At 60.9% G+C, this 20,458-nt stretch carries 19 protein-coding genes; 10 read left to right on the top strand and 9 right to left on the bottom strand.

Going from position 1 to position 20,458, the window contains the following annotated elements; genetic code table 11:
* The first annotated feature begins 6 nt into the window (after positions 1–6).
* The 3 genes from RDL77_RS11160 to RDL77_RS11150 are packed head-to-tail and all read left to right on the top strand — an operon-like array spanning position 7 to position 2,780.
* Positions 7–813, top strand: coding sequence for an ABC transporter ATP-binding protein (locus RDL77_RS11160; protein ID WP_288192860.1), 807 nt, complete (start codon positions 7–9; stop codon positions 811–813).
* A complete protein-coding gene (locus RDL77_RS11155) occupies positions 813–1,760 on the top strand; it encodes an ABC transporter substrate-binding protein (protein WP_288192859.1) in 948 nt (315 codons plus the stop codon). Before RDL77_RS11160 ends, RDL77_RS11155 begins: the two co-directional genes overlap by 1 nt.
* Positions 1,761–1,793: 33 nt before the next feature.
* Positions 1,794–2,780 (top strand): iron ABC transporter permease, encoded by a 987-nt coding sequence (locus RDL77_RS11150; protein WP_288192922.1) that lies wholly within the window; start codon positions 1,794–1,796, stop codon positions 2,778–2,780.
* 168 nt (positions 2,781–2,948) lie between these two features.
* Here the strand turns inward: RDL77_RS11150 and cysQ are convergent, their stop codons facing one another.
* The 3 genes from cysQ to cysD all read right to left on the bottom strand — a co-directional run bounded on the left by cysQ (position 2,949) and on the right by cysD (position 6,783).
* Entirely contained in the window at positions 2,949–3,761 is an 813-nt protein-coding gene (gene cysQ / locus RDL77_RS11145; RefSeq protein WP_288192858.1) for a 3'(2'),5'-bisphosphate nucleotidase CysQ, read from the bottom strand.
* Between the two features lie 179 nt (positions 3,762–3,940).
* The gene (gene cysN, locus RDL77_RS11140) at positions 3,941–5,878 is read right to left on the bottom strand and encodes a sulfate adenylyltransferase subunit CysN (protein WP_288192857.1); all 1,938 of its coding nucleotides are present in this window, start codon (positions 5,876–5,878) and stop codon (positions 3,941–3,943) included.
* Entirely contained in the window at positions 5,878–6,783 is a 906-nt protein-coding gene (gene cysD / locus RDL77_RS11135; RefSeq protein WP_223611473.1) for a sulfate adenylyltransferase subunit CysD, read from the bottom strand. The genes cysN and cysD overlap by 1 nt, the downstream gene beginning before the upstream one ends.
* Between cysD and RDL77_RS11130 the strand changes: the two genes are divergently transcribed.
* The 6 genes from RDL77_RS11130 (at position 6,782) to RDL77_RS11105 (ending at position 12,758) form a co-directional block, all read left to right on the top strand.
* Entirely contained in the window at positions 6,782–6,925 is a 144-nt protein-coding gene (locus RDL77_RS11130; RefSeq protein WP_223611474.1) for a hypothetical protein, read from the top strand. The genes cysD and RDL77_RS11130 overlap by 2 nt on opposite strands.
* A 238-nt stretch (positions 6,926–7,163) precedes the next feature.
* Complete coding sequence (locus tag RDL77_RS11125; protein WP_130268888.1) at positions 7,164–7,961, top strand: hypothetical protein; 798 nt, start codon at positions 7,164–7,166, stop codon at positions 7,959–7,961.
* A 198-nt stretch (positions 7,962–8,159) separates the two neighbouring features.
* Positions 8,160–9,095, top strand: coding sequence for a sugar ABC transporter substrate-binding protein (locus tag RDL77_RS11120; protein WP_288192856.1), 936 nt, complete (start codon positions 8,160–8,162; stop codon positions 9,093–9,095).
* Positions 9,096–9,169: 74 nt separating this feature from the next.
* Positions 9,170–10,729, top strand: coding sequence for a sugar ABC transporter ATP-binding protein (locus RDL77_RS11115; RefSeq protein ID WP_288192855.1), 1,560 nt, complete (start codon positions 9,170–9,172; stop codon positions 10,727–10,729).
* Positions 10,716–11,717, top strand: coding sequence for an ABC transporter permease (locus RDL77_RS11110; RefSeq protein WP_288192854.1), 1,002 nt, complete (start codon positions 10,716–10,718; stop codon positions 11,715–11,717). The genes RDL77_RS11115 and RDL77_RS11110 overlap by 14 nt, the downstream gene beginning before the upstream one ends.
* A gap of 57 nt (positions 11,718–11,774) precedes the next feature.
* Positions 11,775–12,758 (top strand): LacI family DNA-binding transcriptional regulator, encoded by a 984-nt coding sequence (locus RDL77_RS11105; RefSeq protein ID WP_223611478.1) that lies wholly within the window; start codon positions 11,775–11,777, stop codon positions 12,756–12,758.
* Positions 12,759–12,923: 165 nt separating this feature from the next.
* Here RDL77_RS11105 and RDL77_RS11100 read toward each other — a convergent pair whose 3' ends face one another.
* The 6 genes from RDL77_RS11100 to RDL77_RS11075 form a co-directional block, all read right to left on the bottom strand.
* Positions 12,924–13,379, bottom strand: a complete 456-nt coding sequence (locus tag RDL77_RS11100) for an RbsD/FucU family protein (RefSeq protein ID WP_223611479.1) — start codon at positions 13,377–13,379, stop codon at positions 12,924–12,926.
* 31 nt (positions 13,380–13,410) lie between these two features.
* Positions 13,411–14,340: a ribokinase gene (gene rbsK, locus RDL77_RS11095; RefSeq protein ID WP_288192853.1), complete on the bottom strand. Its 930-nt coding sequence runs from the start codon at positions 14,338–14,340 to the stop codon at positions 13,411–13,413.
* 71 nt (positions 14,341–14,411) lie between these two features.
* Positions 14,412–15,407 (bottom strand): ABC transporter permease, encoded by a 996-nt coding sequence (locus RDL77_RS11090; RefSeq protein WP_288192852.1) that lies wholly within the window; start codon positions 15,405–15,407, stop codon positions 14,412–14,414.
* A 17-nt stretch (positions 15,408–15,424) separates the two neighbouring features.
* Positions 15,425–16,402, bottom strand: a complete 978-nt coding sequence (locus RDL77_RS11085) for an ABC transporter permease (protein WP_288192851.1) — start codon at positions 16,400–16,402, stop codon at positions 15,425–15,427.
* Positions 16,399–17,898: a sugar ABC transporter ATP-binding protein gene (locus RDL77_RS11080; protein ID WP_223611482.1), complete on the bottom strand. Its 1,500-nt coding sequence runs from the start codon at positions 17,896–17,898 to the stop codon at positions 16,399–16,401. Before RDL77_RS11080 ends, RDL77_RS11085 begins: the two co-directional genes overlap by 4 nt.
* 74 nt (positions 17,899–17,972) lie before the next feature.
* Positions 17,973–19,016 carry an autoinducer 2 ABC transporter substrate-binding protein gene (locus tag RDL77_RS11075; RefSeq protein ID WP_223611483.1) on the bottom strand — a complete coding sequence of 348 codons (1,044 nt, stop codon included), beginning with the start codon at positions 19,014–19,016 and terminating at the stop codon, positions 17,973–17,975.
* A gap of 428 nt (positions 19,017–19,444) precedes the next feature.
* On the opposite strand from RDL77_RS11075, the gene RDL77_RS11070 reads away from it, so the two are divergent.
* A complete protein-coding gene (locus RDL77_RS11070; protein ID WP_288192850.1) occupies positions 19,445–20,413 on the top strand; it encodes an NAD-dependent epimerase/dehydratase family protein in 969 nt (322 codons plus the stop codon).
* Positions 20,414–20,458: the final 45 nt, after the last annotated feature.

The following is a 20,458-nucleotide window of genomic DNA, read 5'->3' as shown; positions in this document are numbered from 1 at the left end:
CCGCCCATGAGCCATGTCGCCCTGCGTGCCGACGAGGTGACGTTCCGCACAGCCGGCCAGACGCTGGTGGATGAGGTATCGCTCGACATCGTGCGCGGCGCGCGTCTTGCCATTATCGGGCCGAATGGCGCCGGGAAATCCACACTTTTGCGCATGCTGGCCGGGCTGTTGCGCCCCTCCTCCGGCAGCATCCATCTCGACGGTACGGCAATAGACCGGCTGCCGCCGAAGGAACGGGCCAGGAGATTTGCCTTCGTCGGCCAGACCGACATGCCGGACCCGCAATTGCTGGTGGACGATTATGTATCCCTTGGCCGCATTCCGCACACCGGCACCCTGACCAAGGTGAAAGACCGGGATATCGTGGCGGAAGCCCTGCTCCGCGCCGGGATCGCCGCGTTTTCGCGCCGTCCCATCGGCTCGCTCTCCGGCGGCGAAAGGCAGCGCGTGCAGCTGGCGCGCGCCATCGCCCAGCAGCCTGACATCCTGTTTCTCGACGAACCCACCAATCACCTCGACCCGAAGGCGCGCAGCGAATTGCTGGCGCTGGTCGCCGGTCTCGACGTGACGACCATCGCGGTGCTGCACGACCTGCCGCTGGTGGCGCCGTTTGCCACCCACGTCGCCGTCATGCATGCCGCCCAGCTCGTCGCCGCCGGCACACCCGACGAAACGCTGACGCCGCGCATCGTCAGCGATGTCTTCGATCTCGATGTCCTGCGCCTGCGCCATCCCTCGCAGGATCGCGATCTCATGGTGTTCGAAGCACCCGGACCAACCACAAAACAAACTGCTCAGCTACGGAGAATTTGATGAAAAGAATGCTGCTCGCCCTCGCCTTGTCGGCGCTGTCCGCCCCCACATGGGCGTTTCCCGTGACGGTCGACAGTTGCGGCAAGCCCGTCACCTTCGAGGCCGCGCCCAAGCGTGCGGTCATCCAGGACATCAACATGAGCGAAATGGCCTTCGCCCTGCACCTGCAATCCTCGATGGTCGGGGTTTCGGGCATTACCGGCTGGTACAAGCTGGACGACGCGTTCAAGAAGCAGCTGGGCGCCATTCCCGAGCTTGCGCCAAAATATCCGACCCTTGAAAATCTCATTGCTGCGGAACCGGATTTCTTCTTCGCTGGCTGGAATTACGGCATGAAGCCGGGCGGTGAGGTCACCCCCGACACGCTGGCGCCGCACGGCATCAAGACGCTTGAACTGACCGAAAGCTGCATCCATCTCGACAAGTCCCGGCCCGCCGCCACCATGGACCTGCTCTATGGCGACATGGAAAAGCTCGGCAAGATTTTCGATAGGGAAGACGAGGCAAATAAACTCGTCAGCGGCTGGAAGACAGAACTTGCCGCGATCAAGACAAAGATCGGCGACAAGAGCGGCACCCGCGTCTTCCTCTACGATTCCGGCGAGGACAAGCCGTTCACAGCGGGCAAGTTCGCCATTCCCACGGCGATGATCAGCGAAGCCGGCGGCACCAATATCATGGCCGATCTCGACACCAGCTGGGGCACCACCTCGTGGGAAACCGTGGCGACGCGCAATCCGGAATTCCTCGTTCTCCTCGATTATCAGGATGATGCGGGTTACCAGAAGCTGCTCGACTTCCTCAAATCGCATCCGGCGATGAAGGAAACCGACGCCGTCAAGAACAACCGCTTCGTCGCCCTGCGCTATGCGGAACTGACGCCCGGACCGGCCAATATCGAGGCCATCGCCAAGATGGCCAAGGCCATGCATCCGGAAGCATTCTGAGTGCATCTGCCCTTCCGTCAGCATCTGACACTCATGACGGGGGTGATGGCCATTCTGGCCCTCGCCCTCGTGTCGATTGCCTATGGGGCAACGGTCATTCCGCTCGGCGATGTCCTGCGCGCCCTCGCCCATGCCACCGGCCTCTCCGATATGGCCGTTGGCGGCCCTGTCGGCAAGATCATCGTCGACCTGCGCCTGCCGCGGGTCATCCTTGCCATCTGCGTGGGCGCGGGGCTTGGCATCATCGGCGCGCTGCTGCAGACCGTCACCCGCAACGATCTCGCCGATCCGTTCCTGTTTGGCCTTTCCAATGGTGCGGCGGCGGGAGCAGTCTCGGTGATTACGGTCATCGGCGACCGCTTCGGCATCTGGACCCTACCGATTGGTGCCTTCAGCGGCGGCATGCTGGCGGCCATCGTCGTGCTGATGCTGGTGCGGCGCGTGCAGGGACAGGGGCCGGAACGGCTGATCCTGGCGGGCCTTGCCGTCTCGTTCCTGTTTGCTGCGCTGACCAATTACATGGTGTTTGCCGGCGACCAGCGCGCCGCGCATTCGGTGATGTTCTGGACGCTCGGCGGCCTCGGCCTTGCCCGCTGGGAGAACCTGCCGCTCGCCCTCACCGGGCTTGCCGCCATCCTGGTCTACGCCCTGTACAACCACCGCAATCTCGATGCCCTGCTGGCCGGCGAAAACACGGCGGAAAGCCTTGGCATAAGGGTGACGCGCCTGCGCAACACGGTGTTCATCGTCTGCGCCTTCTCCACCGCGATCTTTGTCTCGGTGGCGGGCGTCATCGGCTTTGTCGGCCTGATGATCCCGCACATTGCCCGGCGTTTTTCCGGGCAGCTGCATGCGGGATTGATCGTCACCTGCGCCGTGCTCGGTGCCCTGCTGATCCTGCTCAGCGACCTCGCGGCCCGTCTGCTGCTGGCGCCGCAGGAATTGCCCATCGGTATCGTTACCAGTTCCATCGGCGCGTTTTTTGTGGTGACGATCCTGTTGAGGAAGCGGCCGGGGTAGCTGGTTGTCGGATTGCAGGGAGCATCGTGCGTGGTTCGACAAGCTCACCATGAGGGAGGGCGTGGATCGCAGGGAATTACACTCTGCAACCTTCGCGATTGATCTTGCACCAATCCACATCCCTCATGGTGAGCTTGTCGAACCACGCTCAACGGCAATGCAATCAAACTATAACCTGCCCCAGGCCACGAAATCCGGATTGGCGAAATCGGCGTCGTCGGCCTGATTGCGGCGGCCATAGGTCAGCGGATTGCCATCCAGCGTCAGGGTTATGCCTCCGGCAGCGCGCAGGACCGCATCGCCCGCCGCCGTATCCCATTCCATGGTCCGGCCGAAACGCGGGTAAATATCGGCCTCGCCGCGCGCCAGCAGGCCGAATTTCAGTGACGACCCGACAGACACACAGTCGGCAATACGGAATTTTTCCAGATAGGCATCGGTTTCCGGCGTGCGGTGCGAGCGGCTGGCAACGGCAATGAGATCGTCCGGACTGGTGCGGCAGCCTATGGCTTTGCGCGCGGTGACCGCACCGCCCTCGCCGATAGTAATTTCCTGCGCACCGGCAGTGCCGCCCGTGAACAGCACACCGCGGACGGGGGCATAGACAACGCCGAGAACGGGCGCCGCGTTTTCGATCAGCGCAATGTTGACGGTGAAATCGCCGTTGCGGCTGACAAATTCCCGCGTTCCGTCGAGCGGATCGACCAGATAGAAGCGCGCACCGAGATCGCCGGGCACGTGGCCGCCGGAGATTTCCTCTTCCGCCACGACGGGTATGTCAGGCGTCGCCTTGCGCAGAGCCGCCAGGATGATGGCTTCGGCGGCATGATCGGCTTCCGTGACCGGCGACTGGTCATCCTTCAGCGCGAAATCACAGCCCTCCGCGTAAATGCGCAGGATTTCCTGCCCGGCGGCAATGGCCGCTGTTTCCAGGACGGCAAGCAGGGCGGCGTGATCGAGGGGCGGGAGGGTTAGTGTCATGCACCCCCCTCTGTCCTGCCGGACATCTCCCCCACAAGGGGGGAGATCAGACGACATTGCCATTTCTGAGAAATTTGAAACGTTACCTGTTGTGCGAAAGCGTCCATGCCAATGTGATCTCCCCCCTTGTGGGGGAGATGTCCGGCAGGACAGAGGGGGGTGAATAAATCAGGCATCGCCTAAATCGACCACGAGCTTTGATCGTAGTTGAAGATGATGCCGTGCTCGACCAGCAGCTTCTCCACCTCCGAGGCAAGTGCCTCCGTCGTGCGGCCGACCGTGTGCAGATGCAGCTCCGGATTCTCCGGCGCTTCATAGGGCGAGTCGACGCCGGTGAAATTCTTGATCTCACCGCGCAGTGCCTTCGCGTAAAGCCCCTTCGGGTCACGCCGCGCGCATTCCTCGAACGGCGTATCGACGAAGATTTCGAGGAATTCGCCATCGGCCAGCAACTCGCGCACCATGCGGCGCTCCGAACGGAACGGCGAAATGAACGAGACCAGTACAATCAGACCCGCATCCACCATCAGCTTGGCCACCTCACCGACGCGGCGGATGTTTTCCACCCGGTCCTCTTCGGTGAAGCCAAGGTCGCGGTTGAGCCCGTGGCGCACATTGTCGCCATCGAGAATATAGGTGTGCTTGCCGAGCGACGACAGGCGTTTTTCAACGAGATTGGCGACTGTCGACTTGCCCGAACCGGAAAGGCCGGTGAACCATATGACCGCCGGCTTCTGGTTCTTCTGGTCGGCGCGCGATGCCTTGCTGACATCCAGCGCCTGCCAATGCACGTTCGATGCGCGGCGCAGGCCGAAGTCGATCATGCCGGCGCCGACCGTCGCATTGGTCAGGCGGTCGATCAGGATGAACGACCCGGTCGAGCGGTTCGACTTGTAGGGGTCGAAGGCAATCGGCTCCTGCGTCGAAATATTGACAACGCCGACTTCATTCAGGTCAAGCGATTTGGCCGCTTCCTGGGCGAAGCTGTTGATATCGATTCGGTATTTGAGATCGGTCACCGTGGCTGTCGCCTGATCGGTCTCGGTCCGCAGGATATAGGAACGGCCGGGGATCAGCGCATGTTCGGCAAACCAGACGAGATGCGCGGCAAACTGGTCCGCCACCTCGGGGCGGGCGCCGGGTGCCACCAGCATGTTGCCGCGAGACACCTCGACCTCGTCCTCCAGCACCAGCGTCACCGCCTGCCCTTCGACAGCCCGGTCGAGGTCGCCGTCCAGCGTGACCACGCGCTTGACGCGCGAGGACTTGCCGGACTTGGCAACCACCACCTCGTCTCCCGGCGCGACGACACCGGACGCGATGGTGCCGGAGAAGCCGCGGAAGTCGAGATTGGGCCGGTTGACATATTGCACCGGGAACCGGAACGGGCGCTCCTCATCCGCATCGGCAAGCGGCACGTCTTCGAGATGTTCGAGCAGCGCCGGGCCCTTGTACCAGGGCATGTTGGCGGAGGCGGAAATCACATTGTCGCCAAAGCGCGCCGAAAGCGGAATGGGCTGGATCGACTGGAAACCAAGCTTGCTGGCAAAGTCCTGGTAGTCGGCGACGATCCTGTCAAAAATCGCCTGGGAGTAGTCGACGAGATCGATCTTGTTGATGGCCAGGACGATGTTGCGGATGCCGAGCAGCGAGGCGATGAAACTGTGGCGGCGTGTCTGCCGCAGGATGCCCTGCCGCGCGTCGACAAGCACGATGGCAAGATCGGCGGTGGAAGCGCCGGTCGCCATGTTGCGGGTATATTGCTCGTGGCCGGGCGTGTCGGCGACGATGAACTTGCGCTTGGGCGTGGAGAAGAAGCGGTAGGCGACATCGATGGTGATGCCCTGCTCGCGCTCGGCTTCCAGACCATCGACCAGCAGCGCGAAATCGATGTCCTCGCCATTGGTGCCATGTTTGCGGCTGTCATTCTGCAGGGCGGCCAGTTGGTCCTCGAAGATCAGCTTGGTGTCGTAGAGCAGACGGCCGATCAGCGTCGACTTGCCGTCATCGACCGAACCGCAGGTGAGAAAGCGTAGCAGCGATTTCTTTTCCTGTTCGGCCATGTAGGCGCGGATTTCCTCGGCAGCGGAAGCCTCGATGGGGGCAACGGTGTTCATCAGAAATAGCCCTCGCGCTTCTTCTTCTCCATCGAACCGGCTTCATCCTTGTCGATCATGCGGCCCTGCCGTTCGGAGGTGCGGGCAATCAGCATTTCGCTGACGATTTCCGGCAAGGTCACCGCATCGGACTCAATCGCACCGGTCAAGGGATAGCATCCGAGCGTGCGAAAGCGAACAAGCTTCTCCTGCAGCTTTTCGCCGGGCAGCAGCTGCATGCGCTCGTCATCGCGCATGATCAGCATGCCGTCGCGCTCCACCACCGGCCGCTTGGCGGCGTAATAGAGCGGGACGATCGGGATGTTCTCCTGCAGGATGTACTGCCAGACATCGAGCTCGGTCCAGTTGGAGATCGGGAAAACGCGGATGGATTCGCCCTTGGCGACCCGCGTGTTGTAGATCTTCCACATTTCCGGGCGCTGGTTCTTCGGGTCCCAGGAATGCTGCGCGTTGCGGAAGGAGAAAATGCGCTCCTTGGCCCGCGACTTCTCCTCGTCGCGCCGCGCGCCGCCGAAGGCCGCGTCGAAGCCGTATTTGTCAAGCGCCTGCCGCAGGGCGACGGTCTTCATGATATGAGTATGGGTGTTCGATCCATGCACGAAGGGGCTGATGCCCTGATCGATGCCATCCTGGTTGCTGTGCAGCAGCAGGTCGAAGCCGAGACGTTTCGCTTCTGAATCACGAAACGCGATCATCTCCTTGAATTTCCACGTGGTATCCACATGCAGGAACGGAAACGGCGGTTTGGCCGGGTAAAAGGCCTTCATCGCCAGATGCAGCATCACGGAGGAATCCTTGCCGATCGAATACAGCATCACCGGTTTGGTGAATGTTGCGGCAACCTCGCGGAAAATATGGATCGCTTCGGCTTCAAGACGCTGAAGGTGCGTCAGGCTCTTGGTCATGAAAATCACTGTCCACTGTTTTTCGGCGTCTTACGATGTGCCGATACGTGCGGCAACCATAGTGGAACGCATCGCCGGAAGAAAAGGATGGTTTCACAACCCGGGGCAAATTCGCGCCAATTTATTGCTGCCGGCACAATGAATGAAAGAACTTCATTCCAGCGAAGCGGAATACGGGAGTCCGGCTTTTTTAAAAATGCGGATCCGTGGAAAATTGATCCACCCTGATTTCCGCTGCCCGGCCGTGCCTTCCCCTACGTTTTGCGTCGTTGAAATGCGGCCAAACGTCTATGATATTAGTCTAACAATGCGATTGACCAGGATCAGCAACTCTCATAGATGGACTGGCAATTTAATATTTTTTTCCGCTGGAATAGTTCATGGATATTTGCACCTTCTGGTATGGCCCGCGCCTTCGGGAGGTGGACCGGGTCTGTCTGGCATCGATGGTGATGACCGGACAGCGGGTGAAACTATACGCGTTCGACGAGATCGCAAACCTTCCCAAGGGCATCGAGATTTGCGATGCGGCGCCGATACTGGACAAAAAATATCTTCGGCGCATCGACCCGGATTTTCCCGATATTGAGAACCCCGGCCACGTCGTATCCCAGTTCAGCGACCTGTTTCGCGTCACGTTGATGAAGAAACAGCAGGGCCTTTGGCTTGATACCGACATCTATCTGATGAAGCAGTTTCATCCGGCGACCGACAAGCCTTACCTCGCCCGGGAAAACCACTTCCGCCTCGGCGTATCGGCGATGTACCTGCCGCCGGACAATCCCGTCATCGGCGAGTTCGACGCCTATATGGAAGGAACGGTCGTCGTTCCGCCATGGCTGGGCTTTCGCCGCCGCGTCATGCGCCCGGCATGGTTCCGCATGACCGGACAGAAGGTAACCCCGGCCACCATCGGCATCACGGCCTTCGCCAATGACGGCATTTCACGCATGGCCAAGCGTTACGGTTTCTTCAAGGATGCCGCGCCGAAGGAAAATTTCTACTACTGGACGGCGCGCGATGCCTTGCGCATCTTTGACCCGGCTTATGGACTGGAACCGCTCGACCATCCGGATTTCATCGGCTTCCACGTCCACAAGAAAGACCCGACCAACCAGCCGCTTGTTCCCGGCAGTTTTTACCACTGGGCTGCCAACCGCGTCGCGGATTATCTGTAAGGTTCTGCAGGCAGCGTTCAGTTTGCATGTAATCCGCCCATCTCTTGAATGAAACGTTTCATGTTGACAAATCCGTGATCTTCGGGCTCCTATTGAGCTGAGACGCCGCTATTGCGCCCGCGCAATGAAACGTTTCATCGCCATGTTGGAGGACGTGGCAAACCGCTGAACGTCTTTTGTCATTCTGGGAGGAATACAATGAAATTCGCACGTTTAATTGCCGCCAGCCTTCTGGCCGGCACGCTCGCCATGCCTGCAGCCAGCTATGCCGCCGACAAGCCCGTCGTCGGGCTTGTGATGAAATCCCTTGCCAACGAATTCTTCAAGAACATGCTCGAGGGTGCAAAGGCCCACGAGGCCAAGCGCGGCGACTACACGCTGAAAGCCGTCGGCATGCAGTCCGAGACCGATGTCGAGACGCAGATCAATGCCATCGAGAGCTTCATCACCCAAAAAGTCGATGCCATCGTTGTTGCGCCGTCCGATTCCCGCGCGCTCGTTCCGCCGATCAAGCGAGCCGTGGATGCCGGTATCACTGTCGTCAATTTCGACGTGGCGCTCGATGACAAGGCCAAGCAGGAGGCAGGCCTGAAGCTCGCCTTTGTCGGCCCGGACAACCGCGAAGGCGCCAAGATGGCCGGCGATGCGCTAGCCAAGAAGCTCGGTGCAGGCGCCAAGGTCGTCATCATCGAAGGCAATCCGGGCGCCGACAATGCGGCCCAGCGCAAGCTCGGCTTCATGGACTCCGTCACGGCGGGCAAGCTCGACCTGCTCGACTCGCGCACCGCCCACTGGGAAACCGAAGAAGCCAACACCGTATTCTCCAACATGCTGACCGCCCATCCGGATATCCAGGGCGTGATGGCGGCCAATGACTCCATGGTCCTCGGCGTCGTCAAGGCCATCGAGGCGGCGGGCAAAACAGGCAAGATCGAAGTCGTCGGCTTTGACAACATCCCGGCTGTCCAGCCGCTGCTGAAGGAGAAGAAGCTGCTTGCCACGGTCGACCAGTTCGGCCAGCAGATGGCCGCCAACGCCATCGACAAGGCGCTTGGTGTCGTGGCCGGCGGCAAGCCGCTCGAAGGCTGGGTCAAGACCGACATCAAGCTCGTGACATCGGACGACGTGAAGTAACACGGGGTAAACCGCGGCTGTGTCTGGTTCCAGCACAGCCGCCAACCGGGTCGATGATCATGGAAAACACTGACATGGCAGGCGCAGCCGCTCCGGCACCGGCCGGTGCTGGTGCCGAGCCGGTGCTCGAACTCTCCGGCGTCAAGAAACGCTTCGGCGGCGTTGTCGCCCTCAACGGCGTCAGCTTTTCGTTGCGCCCCGGCGAGGTGCATGCGCTGGTCGGTGAAAATGGCGCGGGCAAGTCGACGCTGATCAAGATCCTGTGCGGGATCATCCAGCGGGATGCCGGGGAGATCACACTCGACGGCGGGACCTATGATCCGCACACGCCGGGCGATGCGAAGAAGGCCGGCATTCAGGTGGTCCACCAGGAATTCAACCTGCTGCCCTACCTCTCCGTTGCCGAAAACATCTGCTTTGAGGACATGCCGCGCAAGGCGTTCGGCATGGTTGATTATCCCACGCTCTACGCAAAAGCCCGCAAGGCGCTCGATGCGATCGGGCTGGGGGATGTCGATGTGCGCCGACCTGTGGAATCCCTCGGCGTGGCGCACCGCCAGCTGGTGGAAATCGCCCGCGCGCTGATGGGCGAAAGCCGCATTCTCATTCTCGACGAGCCGACGGCAACCCTGACCGCGCGTGAGACCGAACGGCTGTTCCAGATCATCGCCGCCCTGAAGGCCAAGGGCGTCGCTGTCGTGTTTGTCTCACACCACCTCAACGAGGTTTTCTCCATCTGTGATCGGGTCACGGTCCTGCGCAACGGCGAATCCGTCATGACGGCGGATATTGCGGGAACGACGACCGATCAGCTGGTTACCAACATGGTCGGGCGCCAGCTTGCCGCCGCCATGGCCGCCGCGCGCGATCTCGACACGAGCGGCCGCACCGCACTTTCCCTGCGCAACCTGCGCCATCCCGCCTCCCCGCACGCGGAAGGCGTTTCGTTCGATCTGCATTACGGTGAAATCCTCGGCATCGCCGGCCTGGTCGGCTCCGGCCGCACCGAACTGCTGCGCTCGATTTTCGCCGCCGCCCTGCCGCTGTCCGGCACGATTGAACGCGACGGCCAGCCGCGCCACTACCGCAATCCCAAGCAGGCCATTCGTGACGGCATCGGCTTCGTCACGGAAGACCGCAAGGAAGAGGGCCTGATCCTCGGCATGGCAATTGCGGCCAATGTCACGCTGGCGAGCCTGCGCAAGGTTTCGCGGCTCGGCCTTCTCGACAAACGCGAGGAAACCCGGCTGACGCGCGCGCTCGGCGGCGAGATCAAGCTGAAATACGGTGACACCGCCGATGCGGTCTCCACCCTGTCGGGCGGGAACCAGCAAAAGGTCGTCCTGGCCAAATGGCTGGCGAACAACCCGAAAATCCTGCTGCTCGACGAGCCGACCCGCGGCGTCGATGTGGGCGCCAAGGCCGAAATCTACGCGCTGCTGCGCGGCCTTTCGGAAAAGGGGCTGGCGCTGCTCATCGTCTCGTCGGAACTGCCCGAGCTCATCACCCTCAGCGACCGCATCCTCGTCATGTCGAAACACCGGATTGCCGGTGAAGTGGCACGCGCAGACTTTTCCGAAGAGCGCATTTTGAACTTTGCCTACAAGGACGAACGCAACCATGGACACCACTGATTTGACCACGGCACAGGCGGGCAGCAAAACCATCGCCAGCACGACCAAGACCGTGCTGCGCGAAGCGGGCATCGGCATCGCGCTCATCGCGCTGATCATCGTGTTTTCCTTCACGCCGCACTTCCTGTCCTCCAGCAATGTCACCAATATCCTGACGCAGGTGACGATCAATCTGGTGCTTTCCATCGGCATGACCTTCGTCATCCTCATCGGCGGCATCGATCTTTCGGTGGGCTCCGTCCTGTCCTTCTGCGCCGTCGTGGCTGGTACGGTGATGACCCTGCCGGGGCTCGATCCCGCCGTGGCCGTGTTCCTCGCCACCATCAGCGCCATCGTGGCCGGGATCGGGTTCGGCCTCCTCAACGGCCTCATCAGCGCCTGGTGGGCCATCCCCTCCTTCATCGTCACGCTGGGCACGCTCAACATTGCCCGCGGCGCGGCACTGCAGGTCACCAATGCATCGACCATCTATTCCTTCCCAGCCGCCTTCAACGCCTTCGGCTCGCAGACGTTCTACGGCATTCCGCTGCTGTTCCTGATCGCACTGGTGCTGGTGGCAATCGGCTGGTTCGTGTTGACCAAGACCGTGTTCGGCCGCGTGCTCTACGGCATCGGCAACAATGAGGAAGCGGCCCGTCTCGCCGGCCACAACGTGTTCTTCTACAAGGTGGCTGCATTCACCATCTGCGGCGTTCTGGTCGGCATCGGCGCCATCATCTACATGGCCCGCCTGAACATCGCCAGCCCGATCATCGGCATCGGCTTCGAGCTCAATGCCATTGCCGCTGTCATCATCGGCGGCACCAGCCTGAGCGGCGGACGCGGCAGCATTGTCGGCACCCTGCTCGGCGCCTGCATCATCGGCGTGCTCGCCAACGGCCTCATCCTGCTCGGTCTCAGCGATTTCATGCGCCAGATGATCACCGGATTTGTGATTATCCTTGCAGTAATCCTTGACAAATATCGTGAAAGATTGACGAAAGCATAAGGGGAAAACAGAGTTGTCCGCATTGGTCGGCACCCGCAACAGGTCAGGCATGGGAAGATGGTCAACATCAAGGATGTAGCAGCACGGGCCAATGTTTCCGTCGGCACTGTTTCACGCGTTCTGGCGAAGAACGAGACCGTCGGCAAGGAACTGCGCGAACTGGTGGAAGCCACCATTCGCGAACTGAATTTCCGGCCGAACGGCGTCGCGCGCGGTCTGCGCCGCAGCCGCACGGACATGATCGGCCTCGTCATTCCCGATATCACCAACCCGTTCTTTGCCGAACTGGCAAAACATGTGGAGGCGATTGCCTCGCAGGCCGGTTTCTCGGTGCTGCTGTCGATCACCAATGACGATCCGAAGATCGAACTGGCGCAGATCGACAGCCTGCTCAAAAGCTATCCCACCGGCCTCATCGTCGTGCCGACGCAGTTCGGTGCCTCAAAGGGCTGGAGCAGCGACGTGGCGACGGTTGCCGTCGACCGGCGCTTTACCGGATTGCCGCTCATTTCCGTCAATCACTACCGGGGAGCAGCGCTTGCCGCTGCGCATCTCGTGGCGCTCGGCCATGAGCGTATTGCCTATATCGCCGGTTCCGCCGATGCGCCGGTTTCGCGCGAACGGCGCGCCGGTTTCCTCAACATGCTTGGCACGGCAGGCGTGCGCTGCGAGGCGGTCGAGGGCCATTTCGACTATGCGTCGGGCGAAACGCTCGGGCGCTTCCTGCTCGACCGTCCGCCGCATGAGCGCCCGACCGCCATTGCCACGGCCAGCGACCAGCAGGCCATCGGTCTTCTGCGCGCTGCCAGCGATCTCGACCTCAAGGTGCCGGACGACGTGTCGATCATCGGGTTCGACGATATTCCGCTGGCCAATCTGGTGACGCCGCGCCTGACCACCATCAGCCAGCCCGTCGAGCAGATCGCCGCGCGGGCGTTTGCCGCCATCACGGGTGCCGACAATGTACCTCTGCAGGATGACTATCTCGAGGCAACGCTGGTGGTGCGGGGTTCGACGGCTGCACCGCGCCGGGACGTCTGAAGGCGTTGGGTGGTGCGTGGTTCGACAAGCTCACCATGAGGGAAGTGGTCTGGTACAAGGTTAATCACAAACGCTGCAGAACATAGTTTCCTGCAGCTCGTTCCATCCCTCATGGTGAGCTTGTCGAACCACGCATCACGCTTAGTGCAACGGCAACAAAAGATTTCAGGCGGCGTCCGGCGCAATCACGCCTTTGGTCAGGATGAAGCAGCCGTAAAAACGCCGCTCGCCGGTGGCGATGACGCAATAGGCATTCTTGGCGTGCTCGTAGAAGGCCATGCGGTCGATCGAGACCATCGGCCAGTGCTTGCCCTCGGCGGCGTCGATTTCCGCCTGCAGTTCCTTCTGCACGTCCGGAATCTCATCGGGGCTGCCGACGATTTCCATGCGCGCGGCGGCGTCGTCGATGAAGGTATCGAGCGGCATGACCGAAAGAATGGCCCTGGCGGCACGCGGCGCGCTCACATTATCGATCCGCAGCAACCGGCCGAGACGGGTCTGCCGGGCGATGGAATCGCCGGGGAAATTCGTATCGCAAATGACCAGGCGATCGCCGTGCCCCATGGACTTCAGCGCATAGAGGACATCGGCATTCAGCAGCGGATCGAGATTTTTCAGCACGGTTGTTTCCTCATTCTAGCGGGTATTGGCCTTAAGCCTTGTTGGCAGCGACGAAGGCCTCGAACTCCGCCGTCGTCGCATAGGATTTCTGCGTGCCCGGACGCGTGATGGAATCCGCCGCATAGAGCGCCGCCTTCTTCAGCGACGCTTCCAGCTCCTTGGTCTCGACGTAGAAGCGGGCAAAGCTGCCGATGAAGGCATCGCCGGCACCGGTGGTGTCCTTCGGCTTGACCTTGACCGGTTCGATCATGGTCGACTTGTCGGCGGTGATCAGCCGCGCGCCCCGCGAGCCGAGCGTGACGATGACAGTGCGGATACCCCGGGTGATCAGCGCATGGGCCGCCCGTTCGATCTGTTCGTCCGTGTCGGTGGGCATGCCGGTCAAAAGCGCCAGCTCGCTCTCGTTCGGCACCACGAAGGTGACTTTGGCAACCTTCGCGGCGTCCAGATCGGGTGCGGCAGGGGCGGGGTTGAGGATGGTCTCGATACCGTGTTTCTCGGCGAAGGCAGCGGTGTAGTAGACCGTCTCCAGCGGCACTTCCAGCTGCATCAGGATCAGGTCGCATTGCTTCAGGTCTTCGGCGGCCGCATCGATATCGGCGGGCTTGAGATCATTGTTCGCGCCCTTGATGATCAGGATCGAATTCTCGCCTGTTTCGTCGACGAAAATCGGTGCGACGCCGCTCGACTGCCCGGCCACCATGCCGACATGGCTGATATCGATACCGTTGTTCCGCAGATTGTCGATGGTGCTCTGGCCGAACACGTCATCGCCCACCTTGGTGACCATCATCACGTCGGCATCAAGCCGGGCGGCGGCCACGGCCTGATTGGCACCCTTGCCGCCGAACCCCATGGCGAATGCCGGTGCTTCCAGGGTTTCGCCGGGCGCCGGCATGCGGATGATCGACGTGACGAGATCGGTCATGTTGCTGCCAACGACTGCAATGCGACGAGCCATATTATGTTCCTTGCCTTATCCGTAGTGTTTGAAATTGCTCTATATCAATGACTTCACGAAAGAAACATGCCCTACCTGTCGCTGTTCCTGAAAGCGTTGAGCGCGATGACCAGCAGCAGGAAACCACCCCAGATGAAGTCGATCAGGTGGTTGGAAAAACGCAGGATCTGGAAGCCGGAGGACAGCAGCATCAGTGCGATCAGGGCAATCGAAACCCCGAGCACCCTGCCCTTGCCGCCCGCCGGATTGGTACCGCCAAGCACGGCAATCAGGATGGCCTGCAGGAGATAGGATGCGCCGTAATCCGACTTGGCCGCATTGGTCCGGCCCGACAGGATGATCCCGGCAATGGCCGCGAGCAGCCCGGTCATCATGTAGGAGTAGAAAATCATCCGGTCCTTGCGCAGACCGGCAAAGATGGCGGCGCGCGGATTGGTACCGATCAGCATCAGGTTGACGCCGAGCGTGGTGCGCGTCAGCAAGATTGCGACGGCACCCGCAACGATGACGAACAGGATGAACGGGGTGGCAATGCCCAGAATCTTGCCGTTGCCGATGAAATTCCACGCATCCGGGAAGCCGACAATCGCCGGGCCGCCGGTGAGGACCACGGCAAGACCGGTAAAAATCTGCCCGGTGCCCAGCGTCGCCAGGATCGGCGTGATGCGCAGTTTCGAGATGAGGAAACCGTTGAGCACCCCGGCGAGAAGGCCGATGGCGAGCGCCATCAGGACGCCGATGCCGGTGTACAGCAGCACCATGCCGGTGGACTGGCTGGTTCCGACAATCACCGAATGGAAGAACACACCAGCGAGGATGCCGGCGAGATTGGCAATGCCCACGACGGAGAGGTCGATGCCGCCGGTGAGCATGGCGATCATCATGGCAATGGCGAGGATGCCCAGTTCCGGCATGATGTAGGTGATGGATTCAAAGTTGTAGTAGCGCAGGAACTTGTCCGGGTTGAGATAGGACATCAGCGCGAAGACGAGCACGGTGATGACGAGCAGTTGCAGGATGTTGCGATCCTGTCCGAAAATGCGCTTGGCGAATGAGCTGTTTTGCATGATGACGTTCCCTGCTCTCACACCAGTTTCTTGCGGTCGCGCCAGGCGGTCAGCGCTGTCGCAACGATAATGATCAGGCCGACGACGACACGCTGCCACGTGGTGTCGACCTTCATGATGATCAGGCTGTTCTTGACCATGACAAGCATGAACACCCCGAGCAGCGTGCCCATGACGCTGCCGCGTCCGCCGAAGATCGAGGCACCGCCAAGCACGACGGCGGCGATGACATCGAGTTCGAGCCCGGCAAAATCACGCGGATTGGCGAGCCAGATCATCGAGCCGTGCAGGAGACCGGCAAAACCGGCCAGCGCCCCGGCAAAGCAATAGACGAAGAACAGCGTGCGGCGGGTGTTGAAGCCGACACGGCTCGCCGCTTCCGGCGCGCCGCCCAACGCAAAGATGCTGCGGCCCGCCATGGTGTAGCGCAGGAAAAGGTGGGTGACGAGGGCAAGACCGAGATAGATCAGGATCATCGCCGTCAGGCCGAAATTGGTGCCGGTGGCCGAGGTCAGGCTGACCAGATCGGTCTTGGCGAACGCGATCAGCTGCTGGGGCATCTTGTCGATGTTGATGACGCTGGTGCCGACAAGGCCAAGCAGCAATCCGCGCACCACACTGCCGGTGCCCAGCGTGACGATCAGCGGGATCATCCGGAACGTGTGGATGAAAAACGCATTGAACGCGCCGAGAAACAGGCCGATCAGCGTTGCCGCGACAAAGGGCAGAAAGACGCCTTCGTAGCCCATATAGATCATCAGTTTGATGGTCAGGTACATGGCCGCGGCGGCAAAGGCGGTGAACGACACGTCGATACCACCCGAGATCATCACCACGAGAACGCCGAGCGCCATGATGCCGATGATGACATTGCTGCGCAGAAGCCCGAACAGGTTGTCCAGCGACCAGAAGGCCGGGTTGATCAGTCCAATGATGATCATGGCGGCAAAGAGGATGCACGCGATGATGAATTCCGATCGGCGAAACAGAGTCATTTCAAGGCCTTCAGGCGGTCGTTTAGAGTGTCTTCATCCAAAGCATCAGGTCCGACTTCATCGACGAAACGGCCGCGGTGCATGATGATGACGCGGTTGCAGTTCTGCACAAGCTCGGGCACATCGTCGGATATCATCAAAACGGCAAGGCCATCCTGGGTGGCGAGATCGCGGATCTTGCGATGGATCTGCGCCTTGGAACCGACATCGACGCCAACGGTCGGGCCGTTGAGGATGAGCACGCGCGCCCCGGTCAACAGCCAGCGCGCCAGAACCACACGCTGCTGATTGCCGCCGGAGAGATGGTTGACGGGCGTATAGGGTCCGGGCGCGGCAATCTGCATGGCACCGAACATCGCGGTGGTGGCCTTCGCCGTCTTCTTGCGGTCGATGAACAGGCCCCGGACAAAATTGTCGAGCGATGTCGCCAGCATGTTGCGCTCGATCGACTGGGTCAGGAACAGGCCTTCCGTCAGCCGGTCTTCCGGCACATAGGCCAGGCCGCTGGCAATGGCCTCCTGCACGGTCTTCGGATGCACGCTGGTGCCGTCGATCTTGACGGTTCCGGTGAACTTGGGATGCATGCCGAACAGCGCCAGGGCCAGCTCCGTGCGGCCGGAGCCGATGAGGCCGGACAGGCCGACAATCTCGCCCGCATGCAATGTCAGGTTGATATCATCCAGGCTGCCGGCAATACTGAGATTGCGCACGTCGAGGCGCGGCAGCGTATCGCCCTTTGTCGGCTGCCAGCGATAGACCTGATCGGTCAGGTCATGACCGGTCATGGCGCGGGTGATCGCAGGCTCATCGAAATCGCTGATCGGGCCTTCGGCGGCCTTCTTGCCGTTGCGCAGGACCGTCAGCCGTTCGCTGATCTCCAGCATTTCGCGCATCTTGTGACTGACGAACAGCACGGCGATACCCTGCGCCTGAATATCGCGCACAATGCGGAACAGCGCGTCGACCTCATGCCGGGTCAGCGCCGTCGTCGGCTCATCCATGATGATCAGGCGCGCATCGGCCATGACCGCACGGGCGATCGCCACGATCTGCTTGCCGGATGTCGGCAGCGTCTCGACATCGGCGTCGAGGTCCATCGTCACGCCTAGCCGGGCAAGCGCCTTTTCGGCGAGTTCGCGCACACGGCGCCAGTTGACGGTGCGCTTGCCTTCGAGAAGCAGCGTGTTCAGCGCTAGATTTTCAGCAACCGTCAAATTTCCGAACAGGGAAAAATCCTGATAGATGACCTGAATGCCATGCTGCACCGACTGGGCAGGCGTCATGCCGGAGACCGGCTTGCCATCGATCAGGATTTCACCATCGGTCGGCTGGTAAACACCGGCCATGATCTTGATGATCGTCGATTTGCCGGAACCGTTCTCTCCGGCGAGACAGTGGATTTCACCCGGCTTGATCGAGAGCGAGACAGCATCCAGCGCCACAAGGCCGCCAAAGCGCTTGCCGATATTTTTCAGTTCCAGAAGGTGTTCGCTCATGCTTTCTCCGGTGCCGACACAGTGTTGAGGCGGCGGAGTCCATAGGGACGCCCGCCGCCATCAAACAATAGCGATCAGAAGTTGTAATCGCCCATATTGGCCGAGGTTACGCCAACCCAGCCTGCACCATAGAGCAGGTTTGGCTTGGATGCATCGGGAACGAGCAGGCTGTTGTAGCCGGGCAGGCCCAGATCAAGACCGGCCTTGATCTCGCCGTTCTTCTTTTCCAGCGCCATGACGGCCAGTTCGTTCATGGCGTAACCGGCAACGGCCGGATCCCAGAACTGGATGTACTGGATGTCGCCATTCTTGAGGTATTGGCCCGCAACGGAAACCAGACCGGTACCGGCAAAGAAGACCTTGCCCTTCAGACCGCCTTCGGCGATCAGACGGCCAGCGCCGGCGGAAGTCGGCATGGGCGCACCCAGGATGCCCTTGACATCCGGATAGGTGGTCATGGCTTCCTTCAGCTTGGTATAATCCTGGTTGGCATCGTCATAGGTTTCCAGACGCTCCGTTGCCAGGGACATGTCCGGGAAATTCTTCTTCTGGTATTCGATGGCACCATCGATCCAGTCCATCTGCGACTTCGAGGTCAGGCTGCCGACGGTGGCGAGATACTTGCCCTTGCCGCCCATATCCTTGGCCAGAACTTCCATCAGCTTCGCGCCGTAGGCCTTGTTGTCGAAGGCTTCGAGCTCATAATCGACATTGACGATGTTGGAGGCTTCGTGCGCGATGACGACGATACCGCGATCGCGCGCCTTCTTCAGAACCGGCTCGACCGCTTCCACCGAGAACGGCACGATGCAGATGGCATCGACGCCCTGCGCGATCAGATTTTCAACGATCTGCACCTGCGCGGCGGCATCGGCCTGGCTCGGGCCGACCATCCACGCGTCTGCGCCGGTTTCCGCCTTGAACTGTGCAACGCCGGTGCGCATGCGGTCGAACCAGGCGATGCCGTCGACCTTGACGACCGTGGCAATCGAATAGGTCTTGCCGCTGGCGGAGGTGACGTATTCCTTCTTCACCTTGGATGTATCGACGGCGCTGTCGGCCATGGCCGGTGCGGCCAGTGCCGCAACGATGGCGAGTGATGCGAGCAGTTTCTTCACAGGTTTATCCTCCCTTGGTTTTGCCTTGTATTTTCCCGGCTGTGCGCGAAGCGCCCACCCTGAAATCCTTCTCATGTCGCGGAAAATGCCTTGGCCTGACGATGCACATCAAAACCGGTCCGCCCTCAATGGGTGCCGCGGTACGATGCCAAAAACTGTCAGAACAATTTGCGCCCGAGATTCTCCCAAACCGGCGCAAATGTGCCTCTCCCTGCGATTCATGCCTTCATGAAACGTTTCATTCAACATTTCGGATCATGCGGGACTTGTCAATACGACTCGGCCGAGATTGAACAAATGTTTACCGGGATATTGAATTGTCACGAAATTTTTGCGCGGTCGCAGCAGGAAATCCGCTTTCCCCGCCATGAATATGGATTGGCGCATTGATTGGCAGCGACACCTCTTGATATGAGTGAGGTTCAGGAATGGGGTTTCACACAATGGTCAAGGGCAAGGTCCTCGTCACGGGCGCTTCCGGCTTCATCGGACAGGAGCTTGTGCCGCACCTCATGGCCGCCGGTTATCAGGTGACCGGCGCTTCGCGCTCATCGACGAGCCCGGCGACCCTCCCGATTGAAACGATTCCTCTGCCCTCGCCCGCTGCCCCAGACGAAGATTTCGCGCGGCTGCTCGCCGGGTTCGATCATGTGGTGCATCTGGCCGCCATCGCCCACACGCGGCTGCCGGAGGCAGCACAGCTCTACCACGATGTGAACTGTGTCCTCGCCGCCAAACTCGCCATGGCTGCGGATCAGGCGATCAGCGGCAAACTGGTGTTCCTTTCGTCAATCCGGGCGCAATCGGGAGCCACGCAGGAGGGTCTCGTCACCGAGTTGTCGCCGCCCCGGCCAAGCGATGATTACGGCCGGGCAAAACTTGCCGCCGAGGCGGAAATCGCCGCGGCCATGCCAAGGCGCAACTTTACCATCCTGCGTCCCGTCCTTGTCTACGGGCCCGGCGTGAAGGGCAACATGGCGGCGCTGATCAGGCTCGCGGCCCGCAAGATACCCCTGCCGCTGCAATCACTGACGGGACAACGCTCGGTGCTTGACCGCTCGGCGCTGTGCCGCGCCATCCTGCACAGCCTGTGCAGCACGAACACGGACGGGGGCATCTATATCGTCGCGGACAAGAGGCCCATGACAGCAGCGGCAATCGTCACGGCGATCCGGCATGGCCTGGGCCGGGATGCCGGACTGGTCGGCATTCCCGCCGGACTCCTGCATCTCGCCGCTGCCGTGACCGGCCAGCAGCAGCGCTGGCAAACACTCAACGGCAATCTCGTGGCAAGCGCCGCCCTGCTGGAATCAACCGGCTGGGAACCGACTGTTGATTCCGGCTTGCGGATCGCGCAGTCGGTTTTGCCTGCGAGCCGTGCAGCCGCACGCGATTGATTCCGGTTATATGAATATATTCAATGACTTGGATATTGCTGTGAC

Origin of the sequence: uncultured Phyllobacterium sp. (assembly GCF_902479695.1) — a bacterium.
In the GTDB taxonomy this organism is placed as follows: Bacteria; Pseudomonadota; Alphaproteobacteria; order Rhizobiales; family Rhizobiaceae; genus Phyllobacterium; species Phyllobacterium calauticae.
Note: the sequence above shows the minus strand (reverse complement) of the source record. Positions and strands in the feature narration are given on the sequence as shown.